This window comes from Rhizobium sp. SRDI943, assembly GCF_057653695.1.
In genome coordinates this window covers 724,022-738,269 of the sequence record NZ_JBYGKN010000002.1, presented here as the reverse complement: position 1 = coordinate 738,269, position 14,248 = coordinate 724,022, and the positions used below count along the sequence as shown (strand labels likewise).

The following is a 14,248-nucleotide window of genomic DNA, read 5'->3' as shown; positions in this document are numbered from 1 at the left end:
GGCGCTTTGCGTCGCAAGACATAATGAACGGGTTGTTCCATGTTTTCCAATCCTGACCTCCTGAAGTTCGTCTTCGGCCGGTTGACCCTCGATGCCATCCCCTATCACGAGCCGATCCTGGTCGTGACCTTCATCGGCGTCGTCATCGGCGCCCTCGCGGTGCTCGGCATCATCACCTATTTCAAGTTCTGGGGTCCGCTCTGGCGCGACTGGATCTGCAGCGTCGATCACAAGAAGATCGGCATCATGTATGTGATCCTCGCCGTCATCATGCTGTTGCGCGGCTTCTCCGACGCGATCTTGATGCGCATCCAGCAGGCGATCGCCTTCAACGGTTCGGAGGGCTATCTGCCGCCGCACCATTACGACCAGGTCTTCACCGCCCACGGCGTCATCATGATCTTCTTCGTGGCGATGCCCTTCGTCACCGGTTTGATGAACTTCGTGGTGCCGCTGCAGATCGGCGCGCGGGACGTCTCCTTCCCCTTCCTCAACAACTTCTCGTTCTGGATGACCACCGCCGGCGCGATCATCATCATGCTGTCGCTGTTCATCGGCGAATTCGCCCAGACCGGCTGGCTCGCCTACCCGCCGCTGTCGGGGGCGGCCTACAGTCCGGGCGTCGGCGTCGACTACTATATCTGGGGCCTGCAGGTGGCCGGGGTGGGAACGACGCTTTCGGGCATCAACCTGATCGCCACCATCGTCAAGATGCGCGCTCCGGGCATGACCTTCATGAAGATGCCGGTCTTCACCTGGACGGCACTTTGCACCAACGTGCTCATCGTCGCCTCCTTCCCGATCCTGACGGCAACGCTCGCCCTCCTGTCACTCGACCGCTATGCCGGGACGAACTTCTTCACCAACGACCTTGGCGGCAATCCGATGATGTACATCAACCTCATCTGGATCTGGGGCCATCCGGAGGTCTATATCCTCGTGCTGCCGGCCTTCGGCATCTTCTCGGAAGTCGTCGCCACCTTCTCCGGCAAGCGCCTCTTCGGCTACGCCTCGATGGTCTACGCGACCTGCGTGATCATGATTCTGTCCTACATCGTCTGGCTGCACCACTTCTTCACCATGGGTTCGGGCGCCAGCGTCAACTCCTTCTTCGGCATCACCACGATGATCATCTCGATCCCGACAGGGGCGAAGATTTTCAACTGGCTCTTCACCATGTATCGCGGCCGCATCCGCTTTGAGGTGCCGATGCTGTGGACGGTCGGCTTCATGGTGACCTTCGTCATCGGCGGCATGACCGGCGTCATGCTTGCCGTGCCGCCGGCCGACTTCGTGCTGCACAATTCGCTGTTCCTCATCGCCCACTTCCACAACGTCATCATCGGCGGCGTTCTCTTCGGCATGTTCGCCGGCGTGAACTACTGGTTCCCGAAGGCCTTCGGCTTCAAGCTCGATCCCTTCTGGGGCAAGATGAGCTTCTGGTTCTGGCAGATCGGCTTCTGGTTCGCCTTCATGCCGCTCTACGTGCTCGGCCTGATGGGTGTCACCCGCCGCGTCAGCCAATTCGAGGACCCGTCGCTGCAGATCTGGTTCATCATCGCCGCCTTCGGCGTCGGCCTGATCGCGCTTGGCATCGCCGCCTTTCTCATCCAGATCGTCGTCAGCTTCATGAAACGCGAGGAATTGCGCGACGATAGCGGCGATCCCTGGGACGGCCGCACGCTGGAATGGTCGACATCCTCGCCGCCGCCGGATTACAACTTCGCCTTCACGCCTGTCGTGCACGATCATGACAGCTGGTACGACATGAAGAACCGTGGTTATGCGCGTCCGCTGGAAGGCTTCCGGCCGATCCATATGCCGAGGAATACCGGCACCGGCGCGATTCTGTCGGCCATCAGCGTCGCCCTCGCCTTCGGGCTGATCTGGTATATGTGGTGGCTGGTGGTCGTCTCCTTCGTCGCCATGCTGGTGGTCGCGATCGGTCATACCTTCAACTATGGACGCGATTTCCACATTCCCGCCGAAGAGGTGACCGAAACGGAAGGCAAGCGCACCGCGTTGCTTGCCGAGCAGGTGTGATGACCATGAGCGATCAGACTATCGACACGGCCGAAAAGCCTGAATTCTACCTGACGGAAGACCATCATCCTGAGAACAGCACCAATCTCGGCTTCTGGCTCTACCTGATGAGCGACTGCCTGATTTTCGCGGTGCTGTTTGCAACGCACGGCGTGCTCGGCCGCAACTATGCCGCCGGCCCGTCGCCCGCCGATCTCTTCGACCTGCCGATCGTTGCCCTCAACACCTCGATGCTGCTGTTTTCCTCGATCACCTACGGCTTCGCGATGCTGCAGATGGAGCGCAACGCCAAGGCGGAAACACTGTTCTGGCTTGGTGTGACCGGCCTGTTCGGCGCAGCTTTCATCGGGCTCGAACTCTACGAGTTCATCCACCTGATCCACGAAGGCGCCGGGCCGACGCGCAGCGCCTTCCTCTCCTCCTTCTTCACTCTGGTCGGCACGCACGGACTGCACGTCACCTTCGGCATCATCTGGCTGATCACGCTGATGGTGCAGGTGTCGATGCACGGGTTGATCGAGGCCAACCGCCGCCGCCTGATGTGCCTTTCGATGTTCTGGCACTTCCTCGACGTCGTCTGGATCGGCGTCTTTTCCTTCGTCTATCTGCTGGGAGTTCTCGGATGAGTTCGCAAGCACCTGCCCATGAGGATGCCCACGAGGCTCATCACGGCCACAGCCACGGCCATCAGGCCGGCCATGGCACATTCCGCAGCTACATGACGGGCTTCGTGCTCTCCATCATCCTGACCGCCATTCCCTTCTGGCTTGTCATGTCAGGCGTCTTCGAAAGCCCGGCGGTGACGGCGGTGCTGGTGATGGGCCTCGGCGCCATCCAGATCGTCGTCCATATGGTCTTCTTCCTGCATATGAATACCAGGAGCGAGGGCGGCTGGACGATCATGGCGCTGATTTTCACCCTTATCATCGTTGCCATCGCGCTCTCCGGTTCGCTCTGGGTCATGCATCATCTCAACACCAACATGATGCCGATGAGCCCCGAGATGATGAAGAACATGCCGTGACGACGACGAAGGGGCGGCGGCAGCGCCACCCGCAGGCGTCCTCCGAAAAATCGGATCGACGGCGTCATCGGGTAAAACCTGCCATCTTCGCCGTCTGCCTGGTACTGCTTGCCGCGGCCCTCGCGGCACTCGGCACCTGGCAGGTGGAGCGGCTGGCCTGGAAACGCGACCTCGTCGCCCGCGTCGCCCAGCGTATGCATGCACCACCCGTGCCTGCCCCGGCGCCCACCGCGTGGGACAAGATCAATGCCGCTGATGACGAATACCGGCGGGTGACCGCGGCCGGGACGTTGGCGAATGACAAGGAAACACTGGTCTATGCCTCGACCGTGCTTGGGCCGGGCTATTGGGTGATGACGCCGCTGATGCTGACCGATGGCACATCGATCCTCGTCAATCGCGGCTTCGTGCCGACCGAGAGGCGCGACCCGGCCTCGCGCCGCGAGGGCGAAATGTCAGGCCCGGTCGAGATTTCCGGGCTGATGCGGATGACGGAGCCGAAGGGATCGCTGCTCAAATCCAATGACGTCGCCACTGATCGCTGGTATTCGCGCGATGTCGCGGCGATCGCGCAAAAGCGCGGCGTCGGTACGGTCGCGCCCTATTTCATCGACGCTGATGCGACCGCCAACCCGGGAGGCCTGCCTATCGGCGGCCTGACCGTCATCGCTTTCCCCAACAATCATCTCCTCTACGCGATCACCTGGTATGGGCTGGCGGCGATGGTGCTGGCATTGCTGGTGTTCATTGTTCGCGGCGAGAGGGCCACTCGCATAAGGCAGCAGTGATCGTCCTTATGAAGCGACCCGGCTGATCGCCTCGGCGAGCTGCGCCTGCGAGAACGGCTTGCCGAGGCGTGGCAGATTGGCGATGCCGGCGCCTTCGGGGATTTCGGCGTAACCGGTAGCGAGGATGATCGGCATGTCGGGCCAATCCTTGCGGATCGCCTCCGCGAGCTGCGCGCCGGTCATGCGCGGCATGGCATGGTCGCAAATCACCAGGTCCACCTGCTGCTCGCGCAGGATGTCGAGCGCTTCGGGACCCGCCATCGCCTCGAACACGGTATGGCCGAGATCCTCCAGCATCAGCGTCGTATTCATCAAGACCAGACCATCGTCGTCGACGGCGACGATGCGCAGCCGGCGCGGCCCATTTTCCACCTGCTGCGGCCGCTCGGCAGCGGCCTCGGTCACCTGTTCGGCAAGCGCGACCGGGAACCACAATTCGGCCGTCGTGCCTTCGCCGAGGCTGCTCTTCATCATCAGGCGGCCACCGGACTGGGACGCAAGCCCCTGCACCATGGAAAGGCCGAGCCCAGTGCCCTTGCCGACCCCCTTGGTGGTGAAGAACGGCGTGATTGCCTGCTCCAGCGTCTTGGCGTCCATGCCCTCGCCTTCATCGATCACCGCGATACGGACGTAGCGGCCAGGCGACAACGGTCCCTTGCCTGATGGCAGCGATTCCTCGGATGCGCGAAGCACAATCCGGCCGCCGGACGGCATGGCGTCGCGGGCGTTGACGACAAGGTTCAGGATCGCCATCTCCAGCTGGTTCGGATCGGTCACGATCGTCGGCAGCCTGACGGGGAAAGAAGTCTCGATCATGGTGAGGGGACCGAGCGAACGGCTCAGCATATCCATCATCCCGCGGACCAGACCGGAGACGTCGATCGGCTCCATGTGCAGTTCCTGGCGGCGGGAAAAGGCCAGCATGCGCTGCGTCAGCGCGGCACCGCGCTGGGCGCCCTGCATGGCATTATCAACAAGCGATGTCAGCGCGAGATCCTGCGGCATGCGTTTCTTGAGGATTTCGAGGCTGCCGAGGACAGCCATCAGCAGATTGTTGAAATCATGGGCGATACCACCGGTCAACTGACCGATCGCCTCCATCTTCTGCGACTGGAAGAGCTCTTCGCGCGCCTGCTCCAGTGCCCGCTGGGTCTCCATCTTCTCGGTGATATCGCGGGTGATCTTCGCAAAACCCAGCACATCGCCTGCCTCGTCGCGGATGGCGTCGATGACGATGCTGGCCCAGAAACGGGTGCCGTCCTTGCGCACGCGCCAGCCCTCCCTCTCGAACCGGCCCTCGGCGCGCGCGATGCCGAGCGCGGTCTCCGGCAGACCGGCTTCGCGGTCCTCGGGAGTATAGAAGGTCGAGAAATGCTGACCGATGATTTCTTGCGGCCGATAGCCCTTGATCCGCTCGGCGCCGAAGTTCCAACTGCTGACCTTGCCAACGGGATCGAGCATGTAGATCGCATAGTCCGAGACTCCCTGGACCAACCGGCGGAACTGTTCCTCGCTCTGGCGGATCGCGTTTTCGGCGGCCCGGCGTTCGGTCAGGTCGCGGGTGATCTTGGCATAGCCGATGAGCTCGCCGGATGGACGGCGGATCGGATCGATGACCACATGCGCCCAGAAGCGGCTGCCATCCTTGCGCCGGCGCCAGCCTTCTCCCTCGAACCGGCCGTGCTCCTCGGCCGTGGCCAGCGCGCGCTGCGGTAGCCCCGCGGCACGGTCCTCTTCCAGATAGAAACGGGAAAAATGCTCGCCGAGAATTTCGGAAGGCTTGTAACCTTTGAAGCGCTGGGCGCCGGTGTTCCAGCTGGTGACGATGCCTTCGGGGCTCAGCATATAAATAGCGTAGTCGGTGATGGCATCGACCAAAAGGCGAAAGCGTCCCTCTTCGTCGAGAGACGTGTCATGTCGATCTAGCACTTCCATATGCCCCTCTGAGTCACCAGCGCTTTATAACGCAGCACGGGGCGGATAGTTCCGAAGCAGCCGTAATTTCAAACGGCCTTGACCTGTGGGTAGAACCGCTCGCCAACGCGCTCGGCAGCGGCATAGGCCTGCGAGACGATCTCCGGCACAAGATCGATATCGGGCAGGCTGCCGAGGCCGAGCGGCCCGACGGCAAAGAGCCCGGCCACCGTCGAACCGTCCTCAAGGAAGGGTTCGCCGCGCGCATTGACCGCGAGCCCGAGCGATAGCTCGTCCGGCATGGCAAGGCCAGCGGAAAGCAGGCTCTGCATCAAGGGCGCTGAAAGGTCCGGCGCCTGGCAGCGGCAATCGATGATGCGCTCGGAATGGATGACCTCTTCTCCGGCGGAACCGGCCGGCGTGAAGAACAGGCCGCTCAGGCCCCGGCGGCCGGCCCGGCCGCGGCGCAGTACCGTGCGGCCTTCGGCGAGCTCGCGTTTCAGGCGCAGGTGCATGGCCTCCGGCAGGCGGTTGCGATGGCTGTCGTAGATTGCCCTGAGGTGGCGGTTGAATTGATGCTTGTCGCGGGCCGGCAGCGAGCGCCAAAGCGAGCGGGCATGTTTTCTGAGGCCGTTCATCACCGATTGCCAGCTTCGCCCGGCTTCCTCCGCCTCGCGACAGGCTTCACGGATGAAGCGGACGATCTCGGGCAGGCTCTGCGGCAGCGCTTCGGCCGGGAAGACCGGATCGGCGGAATTCGGCGTATGGCTCTGCGGCAGGAAGCCGCGCCGCGAAACGATCGTCACCTGGCCGGCATAACCGGAATCGCGCAGCTGCAGCAGCTGGTCGACGACGCGGATGCCGCTGCCGAGCAGCACCGCGTGCGGCCGCGCGACGAGGCGCTGGGCCCTGACCGGCGAAGCGTCCTCACCGCCGGCATCGGGCGCCGTCAGCCCGTAGCCGGTGGCGAGGATGACGGTATCGAACAGCGGATTGGCGGGATTGGCGCTTTCGAGCAGGAAGCGGTTGCCGTGGCTCCTGCGGATCGCCACGACCGGATCGTTGCAGACCTGGACGGTGATGTCCCTGCGCGCGGCCAGTGCTTCCGAAAAGCGCTGGTAGACATAATCGCTGAAGATCTCCTTCGGCACGAAGATCTGCCGGAATCCGGGGATGGCGGCCGGCACGGCGGCGCGGAAAGCGGCGTTGCTGCAGAGCCAGTCGTTGAAATCGTCATTGTCACCGAGCGAGACCGAGAGATCGCGGACACGGGTGTTGAGGATCGTCGAGGAGCGGGCCGAGGCCAGCGCCTGCCCACCGCTGACCGACGAATTCGGATCGAACAGCTGCAGGTGGAAGGGGGCGCGCACTGTCTTCATCAATGCGATGGCCGTCATCATCCCGGAAAAGCCGCGCCCGACGATCGCAATGCGCGGCACGGCTGATATCTGCGCCGCCGCATTGGCTCTGGCGGAAAAAAGTCCCTGAACCGTCATCGCAACTCCTTTGCGGCTTCATCCGCACCCTGGGTCGATCGAGGTTTCAACGCATAAAACAGTGGTTCACGCGTTGATGAGGTTCATGCGGCCATTCACAATACCTGCCGCGGCATCGGGCTCCGAACCAGCGGCCCCGCAACCAAACTAGGGGAGCAAGCACGCTCGTCCATAGTCTATCAAACTGGTAGTGTATGAAAGCGCTAAATGGCGCAGGTGGCAAGAGGTTTGTTGCGACTTATCTGCAAGATATTGAAATAAAACATAATTTAGACGTATTCCGCGGAAGCTCGGTCGACCAGTGCTCCCCGAACCGGGAATTGAACTTAAAAATGTCAGGTCGGCATCGACCTCAACTGCCCTCGCCAGGATATTGTCTTGCCTTCAGCAGGCCCGCCAGATGCACCGTGTTGCGGGCCAGCATGTCGACGGCATTGGTCACGACCTTCGGCACCTTGTCGAGATCGACGAAATTGGTGGACCCCATTGCCTCGCCAACCCAATAGGCGACCGCATTGGCCGGAATGGTGAAACCGACGTCGTTCAGCGCCTGGAAAAGCTCGGCCGACACATGATGGGCGCCGTCCTCATTGCCGACGACGGCAACCGTCGCGACCTTGCCATAGGAGACCATGCGGCCCTCATCGTCCGTCTCCTCGAGGAAGGCGTCCATGCGCTCCAGCGCCCGCTTGCAGACACTGGATGGCTGACCGAGCCAGATCGGCGTCGCCATCAGCAGGATATCGGCGGAGAGCACCTTGGCGCGAATATCAGGCCAGTCATCGCCGGCGCCCTCGTCGGAGGTGACGCCCGGCTTGACGTTGAAATCGGCGAGGCGAAGCACTTCGGTCACGACGCCGTGAGCGGACATCGCCTTGTCGATCAGGCCGATCATCCGGTCGGTCGAGGACGCGTCCTTGGCGTCGCTGGTCTTCAGCGTGGCGTTGAGGGCGAGGGCTTTGAGCGGCATGGCTCTCTCCGGTAGCGGTCGGCGGTTGGCGTTCGCCTGCTGCAACCCGTTCGCCCGCAGATTGTTCCCGCCCGGATGCGAGGCGACCTCACGTAAAAATAACCAACTGGTGAATTCTTTACTTGAACCCCCAAATGGAATCGGCAAAAGTGAAGATGCTATCAATCCCTTCATGGATTTGCCGTCTTTTCGGGCCAGCGTCCGACCACACATCTATTGGAAAAAATACCGTGAGCAGCGATGCGTTAACACGCGCGACGAAGCCTTCGGCTTCGATGGCGCTTGCAACTGCGGCAGGCTGGGGCCGAGGCCTCTTCACATTGGTGCGTATCACCATGATGGCCTTCCGCCACCCCTGGCAATCCGGCTTCGCGATCGGCGCCACGCTTGTCGCCTCGACCTTCCAGCTGATGATCCCGCGCCTTCTCGGCCACGCCGTCGACCACACGCAGATGGCGATGACCGGCGGTGCCGCGGGCCAGGCGGCACAGGACGCGCTTTTGACCACGGCGCTGCTGCTGCTTGGCGCCAGCGTGCTGCGCGGCCTCTTCACCATGGTCCAGAACTATTACAGCGAAGCCGTCGGCCATCACATCGGCTACGAATTGCGGCTGGCCTGCTACGAGAAGATCCAGCGACTTTCTTTCAGCTTTCATGACACCGTGCATTCCGGCGACCTGATCACCGTCGGCCTGCTCGATCTCGAAGGCGTGCGGATGTACTTTTCCACCGCACTCGTCCGGATGATCCTGCTGTCGATCCTGATCGGCATCGGCGCCTATATGCTCTTGTCGACCGATATCCTGCTCGGCCTGCTGGCGATGAGTTTCGTGCCCTTTGTCGGCTGGCGCTCGTCGGTGACGCAGCTCAAGCTGCGCGCCACCTGGCTCGACCTGCAGGAGCGGCTTTCGGTGCTGACCCGCATCATGGAGGAAAATCTCGGCGGCATCCGCGTCGTGCGCGCCTTTGCCGCCCACCAACACGAGATTTCGAAGTTCGAGGCGGCGTCGAAGAGCGCGCTGGCACTTGCCCATCAGCGCGTCGGCATCCGCGTCACCAACACCAGCGCCATGACCCTCTCCTTCTTCGCGGCGATGGGCCTGGTGCTGTGGGTCGGCGGCGGCAAGGTGATGTCGGGCGAAATCACCGTCGGCACGCTGGCCTCGTTCCTGACCTTCATGACCATCCTGCAGATGCCGGTGCGCCAGCTCGGCCTGATGGTCAATGCTTTTGCCCGCGCCTCCACCTGCGGCTCGCGCCTCTTTGCCCTGCTCGACCTCGACGTCGCGATCAAGGATGCGCCGGATGCCAAGGAGCTGAACCTTACCGACGGCGTGCTGCGCTTCGAAAACGTCAGCTTCGCCTATCCGGGCTCTGAAAAGCGCGCCGTTCTTGACGATGTCTCCTTCGAAGCCAGGCGCGGCCAGACGATCGGCATCGTCGGGCCTCCCGGCAGCGGCAAGTCGACCATTGCCCATCTTATCCCCCGCTTTTACGACGTCAGCGGCGGCAAGATCACCATCGACGGCCAGGACATCCGCAAGGCTACGCTGCAATCGCTGCGCCGGGCGGTTGCCGTCGTGCAGCAGGATTCCTTCCTGTTCACCACGACGATCGAAAACAACATCGCCTATGGCGACCCGTGGGCGAAGGAAGGCCGGATCGAACGCGCCAGCGAAAGCGCCCAGCTGCACAATTACGTGCTCGGCCTTCCGACAGGTTACGGCACCGTCGTCGGCGAGCGCGGCGTTTCGCTGTCGGGCGGCCAGCGGCAGCGTCTTTCGATCGCCCGCGCGCTGATGCTGAAACCGGCAGTGATGATATTCGACGATTCGACGGCGGCAATCGATGCGGCCACCGAGCAGCGCATTCGCGGCGCCATGCGCCGCTATGCCGCCGACCGCGTGACGATCATCGTCGCTCACCGCCTGAGTTCGCTGATGCATGCCGACCAGATCCTGTTCGTCGAAGACGGCCGGATCGTCGAGCGCGGCACGCATGAGGCGCTGCTGTCGCTCGGCGGGCGCTACAAGGCGCTTTACGAGCTACAGGTGCGGCCGGGCGACGAGGTCTTGAGCGCCTAGCAGGAATTCCCTTCTTCTGCCCACCGGAAAGAAGAGCGGACAAGCAATGACTATGCAGGCCACCGGACGTGATGGCCGCGGGAGGAATGGCATGGCCGAGGAACTGGAAACCGAGCGTCCCGACGTTCGCGAGGATGGACGCCGCCCGCCGCGGGCGGTGGTCGGTTCGCATCGCGTCGAGGAGGAGATGTTCGGCAAGGCCTTCGACGGCAATATCGTCAAACGCATCTGGGGTTTCGTTCACCCCTATCGCCGCCAGGTCGTGTGGTCGGTCGTTGCCGTTTTGACCTTCACGATGATGCAGCTCACCATCCCGCTGATCATCCGCTATGCCATCGACCACGGCATGTCCCCGGGCGGAAACCATTCGGCGCTGGCCTGGTCGATCGTCGCCTTTTCCATCGCCATCCTCATCAATTATGCGGCGAGCTACGCGCAGGAGACGCTGGTCGGCGGCGTGGCGGAGGACGTGCTCTTCGATATCCGCAAGGCAATGTTTTCGCACCTTCAGCACGTCTCGCTCTCCTTCATGGACAAGACCGAAGTCGGACGGCTGATGTCGCGGCTGCAGGGCGACGTCAACTCGATGCAGGAATTCCTCGAAACCTCGGTGCTGTCAGTCGGCGACATCGTGCTGCTCTTCGGCATCGTCTTCGTCATGCTCTATCTCGATTTCAAACTTGGGCTGCTGACGCTCTCGGTGCTGCCGGTACTGTTCATCGTCCGGCTGTTCTGGCTGCCGCTGGCGCGCAAATCCTTCATGGCCGCGCACGAGACCAATTCGATTGCCGCCGGCGCCCTCGCCGAAGCGATCCACGGTGTGCGTGCGGTCCAAAGCATGGACAGGCAGGGCGTCAACTTCACGCTTTACGACGACAAGGCGCATGCCAACTTGCAGACGCATCTGACGGCGGCGCGCTATGCGCAGGTGATGGTGCCGATCGTCGACAGCCTGACCGGCGTGGCGATGGCGCTCGTCATCGTCGTCGGCGGCGCCCGCGTCCTCAATCAGGCGCTCGATGTCGGCGTGCTCGTCGCCTTCCTGTTCTACATCCAGCGCTTCTTCGACCCGATCCGTTCGCTGACCCTGCAATATTCGGTGATGCAGCGCGCCATGGCGTCTGGCCAGCGGCTGACCGAAGTGCTCGACGTGCCTGTCGACATCAAGGACGCGCCCGATGCCAAGGCCTTGTCGCGCGACATGGACGGCTCGGTGGAATTCAAGGACGTCGTCTTCGGCTACAATCCGAAACATCCGGTGCTGAAGCATGTCAGCTTCAAGGTCAATCCCGGCGAGACGGTGGCATTGGTCGGCCCGACAGGGTCCGGCAAGTCGAGCTGCATGTCGCTGATCCATCGCTTTTACGACGTGCAGCAGGGCCAGGTGCTGGTCGGCGGCGACGATGTGCGTCAGCTGACGCAGGATTCGCTCGGAGCGCAGATCGCCATGGTGCTGCAGGAACCCTTCCTCTTTACCGGCACCGTTTTCGAAAACATCCGCTACCACAAGCTGGAGGCGACGCGCGAGCAGGTGATCGAGGCGGCAAAGGCCGTCGGCGCGCATGACTTCGTGATGCGCCTGCCCGATGGTTACGACAGCGTTCTCGGCGAGCGCGGCGGCAACCTTTCGCTCGGCCAGCGCCAGCTGTTGAGCTTTGCCCGCGCATTGGTGGCGGACGCAAAGATCCTCGTGCTCGACGAGGCGACGGCCAATATCGACAGCTATACCGAAATGCTGATCCAGAAGGCGCTGGTGAAGCTGCTCGAAAACCGCACCGGCCTCGTCATCGCCCATCGGCTTGCGACGATCCGCGAGGCGGACCGCATCATCGTGCTGCAGAACGGCGAAGTCATCGAAAGCGGCAACCACCGCCAGCTGATGAAGAACGGCAAACTCTATTCCAAGCTCTACAATCTGAACTACTCCTCCTTCGACGACATTCCCGAAGACGTGCTGGAAGAGACGACGGCAGCGGAATCGGCGACCTAGCGCATCGTGGTTTCCGACAATCGGAGCCGATTTTCGGAAAGCGCGATGCGAGGATTGAAAGTGTTAGAGCGTCGTTTGTGCTGCCGTAAAGACGCACGGCGCTCTCGTTTAGGGCGTGCATTAATGCCTGTCGCAAAGTTTGAACGAACCAACGCGTTGCTGCCGCATTTCTCTCTTATCTGGGGCGAGTGCCACTGAGGAGAATGTTATGAAAAGAGTTATTAGCAGCCTGTTGATCGCGACGGCCCTTGTTGGATCGGCTATTCAGCCTGCTGCCGCACGCGATCACCGTCATCACGACAATACTGGCCGAATCATCGCCGGCGGCGTTGCCGCGGGCGTCGTCGGCGGCCTGATCGGCGGCGCAATCGCCAATGGCGGCCCTCGCTACGTTGACGAAGGCCCTCGTTATGTCGAGAGCCCCCGCTATGTCGAACCCCAGCCGAGATGCTGGTATGAGGACCGCGACGTCCGCAACCGCTATGACGGCGGCTATCACGCCGAAACCGTGCGGGTCTGCGAGTAAACACGGGAACGTTGATTTGATCTCTCGGCCGAGGTTGCCTGCCGCAGCCTCGGCTTTTTTCTGCAAAAATTTACGGCCGGCATGCGGTCTGTTGTCCTCCTGATCCGCTTCGACGACGTGCCGCAATCCTCCTGGGTGGGCTATCAGCTGCCCATTCCCGCCAGGATCCGCGGACCATGGCGCAGCGCGCCTTCGAGCGGATGGAGCGACGGCTTGAAAACCCGGGGCTTGCCTCCGGGTTGCGAACGCGTCATTTCCGCAGCTCGTGATCCGCCAGAGCTTCAGACCTTGACCCTCCCACGGCTTTTCGCAGGCGCCATCCTGTGGCAAGAAGGGTTGACGCGTGACCCGGGAGGAAGATCGACGCAGATGAAGGGTATCCGCCAGCTCGCCGAGCATCTCGACATTTCGATCGGAACGGTGTCCCGTGCGCTGAACGGCAAGCCCGACGTCAACGACGAAACGCGCCGGCGCGTGCTCGCCGCCGCCGAGGAACTCGGTTACGTCGCCAACCAATCGGGCCGCAGCCTTCGCCAGGGCACGACCAACGTCATCGGGCTGATGCTCGAAGTGAGCCGCGAGACGGTCGAAAACAGCGACGACTTCTTCCTTGGCGTCACTGACGGCCTGCAGAGGGTGTTTTCCCGCCACAAGCTCGATCTCGTCATGCTGCCCTGCCCCGATGACGAGGACCCGCATGAATATCTGAAGCGCATGGTGGCGCGCCGGCTTGTCGACGCGCTAATCATCTCTGCGACACGACGCACCGACCGGCGCATCGAGCTTCTGGAAAAGGCCCGCATCCCCTTCGTGGCGCTTGGCCGCAGCGCGTCGGGCGGCAGCTACACCTGGATGGATCTCGATTTCGAGGGCGTGGCGACGCGCGGTGTCGACCGGCTGGTCGCCAAGGGGCACCGGCGGATCGCCGTGGCCGTCCCCTCCTCCGACATCAATCTCGGCTACCTCTTCCTCGACGCCTACCGCCAGGCACTGCAACGGCACGGCATCCCCTTCGACCCGGCCCTCGTCATCCGGGTCAAGTCGAGCGAACAGGGCGGTTATCAGGCCGGCCATGAATTGCTGATGATCGGAGAGCGGCCAACCGCGATCATCCTGATCCACGAACTGATGGCGATCGGGCTTTACCGCCGGCTTGCCGAGGCCGGCGTCGTGCCCGGCCGTGACCTCGCCGTGGTCGGTTTCCGCGAGGAGCCGCGCACGCTTTTCCTGCAGCCGACGCTGACATCCTTTCGCATGTCGCTGCGCGATCTTGGTGCGCAGCTCGGCGAAACCCTGCTCGCCACCATGCCGGCCTATGCCGATCATTATCCGCAGGGCGCCCGCAACAGGATCTGGCCGCTGGAACTCGTTCCAGGCGAAAGCGACGCTTTCATGTTGACGGCCTGAAGCGGC

The 14,248-nt window shown here is 62.5% G+C and carries 11 protein-coding genes and 1 pseudogene; 9 read left to right on the top strand and 3 right to left on the bottom strand.

Features of this window, described 5'->3' with window-relative positions:
* Positions 1 to 39: 39 nt before the first annotated feature.
* Genes cyoB through AC245Y_RS27525 form a run of 4 tightly spaced genes read left to right on the top strand, consistent with a single transcriptional unit; the run spans position 40 to position 3,855 of the window.
* Entirely contained in the window at positions 40 to 2,043 is a 2,004-nt protein-coding gene (gene cyoB, locus AC245Y_RS27540; protein WP_012763554.1) for a cytochrome o ubiquinol oxidase subunit I, read from the top strand.
* 5 nt (positions 2,044 to 2,048) lie between these two features.
* Positions 2,049 to 2,669 (top strand): cytochrome o ubiquinol oxidase subunit III, encoded by a 621-nt coding sequence (cyoC, locus tag AC245Y_RS27535; RefSeq protein WP_025397699.1) that lies wholly within the window; start codon positions 2,049 to 2,051, stop codon positions 2,667 to 2,669.
* The gene (gene cyoD / locus AC245Y_RS27530; RefSeq protein ID WP_012763555.1) at positions 2,666 to 3,067 is read left to right on the top strand and encodes a cytochrome o ubiquinol oxidase subunit IV; all 402 of its coding nucleotides are present in this window, start codon (positions 2,666 to 2,668) and stop codon (positions 3,065 to 3,067) included. Before cyoC ends, cyoD begins: the two co-directional genes overlap by 4 nt.
* Positions 3,064 to 3,855, top strand: a complete 792-nt coding sequence (locus AC245Y_RS27525) for an SURF1 family protein (RefSeq protein WP_017996830.1) — start codon at positions 3,064 to 3,066, stop codon at positions 3,853 to 3,855. Before cyoD ends, AC245Y_RS27525 begins: the two co-directional genes overlap by 4 nt.
* Before the next feature lie 6 nt (positions 3,856 to 3,861).
* On the opposite strand, the gene AC245Y_RS27520 is transcribed toward AC245Y_RS27525, so the two are convergent.
* The 3 genes from AC245Y_RS27520 to AC245Y_RS27510 all read right to left on the bottom strand — a co-directional run bounded on the left by AC245Y_RS27520 (position 3,862) and on the right by AC245Y_RS27510 (position 8,235).
* Positions 3,862 to 5,790 carry a hybrid sensor histidine kinase/response regulator gene (locus tag AC245Y_RS27520; RefSeq protein ID WP_017996831.1) on the bottom strand — a complete coding sequence of 643 codons (1,929 nt, stop codon included), beginning with the start codon at positions 5,788 to 5,790 and terminating at the stop codon, positions 3,862 to 3,864.
* Positions 5,791 to 5,858: 68 nt separating this feature from the next.
* Entirely contained in the window at positions 5,859 to 7,265 is a 1,407-nt protein-coding gene (locus AC245Y_RS27515; protein WP_017996832.1) for an FAD/NAD(P)-binding protein, read from the bottom strand.
* Positions 7,266 to 7,617: 352 nt separating this feature from the next.
* Positions 7,618 to 8,235, bottom strand: coding sequence for a flavodoxin family protein (locus AC245Y_RS27510; RefSeq protein WP_017996833.1), 618 nt, complete (start codon positions 8,233 to 8,235; stop codon positions 7,618 to 7,620).
* A 122-nt stretch (positions 8,236 to 8,357) separates the two neighbouring features.
* Between AC245Y_RS27510 and AC245Y_RS27505 the strand changes: the two genes are divergently transcribed.
* The 5 genes and pseudogenes from AC245Y_RS27505 to AC245Y_RS27485 all read left to right on the top strand — a co-directional run bounded on the left by AC245Y_RS27505 (position 8,358) and on the right by AC245Y_RS27485 (position 14,242).
* On the top strand, positions 8,358 to 10,319 hold the full coding sequence (locus AC245Y_RS27505) for an ABC transporter ATP-binding protein (protein WP_017996834.1): 1,962 nt from the start codon (positions 8,358 to 8,360) through the stop codon (positions 10,317 to 10,319).
* A gap of 91 nt (positions 10,320 to 10,410) precedes the next feature.
* A complete protein-coding gene (locus AC245Y_RS27500; protein ID WP_026157658.1) occupies positions 10,411 to 12,309 on the top strand; it encodes an ABC transporter ATP-binding protein in 1,899 nt (632 codons plus the stop codon).
* 208 nt (positions 12,310 to 12,517) lie between these two features.
* A complete protein-coding gene (locus AC245Y_RS27495) occupies positions 12,518 to 12,835 on the top strand; it encodes a hypothetical protein (protein ID WP_003553482.1) in 318 nt (105 codons plus the stop codon).
* Between the two features lie 93 nt (positions 12,836 to 12,928).
* Positions 12,929 to 13,127, top strand: a pseudogene (locus tag AC245Y_RS27490) (transcriptional regulator); the annotation flags it as partial.
* A gap of 77 nt (positions 13,128 to 13,204) precedes the next feature.
* On the top strand, positions 13,205 to 14,242 hold the full coding sequence (locus tag AC245Y_RS27485) for a LacI family DNA-binding transcriptional regulator (RefSeq protein ID WP_003553479.1): 1,038 nt from the start codon (positions 13,205 to 13,207) through the stop codon (positions 14,240 to 14,242).
* Positions 14,243 to 14,248: the final 6 nt, after the last annotated feature.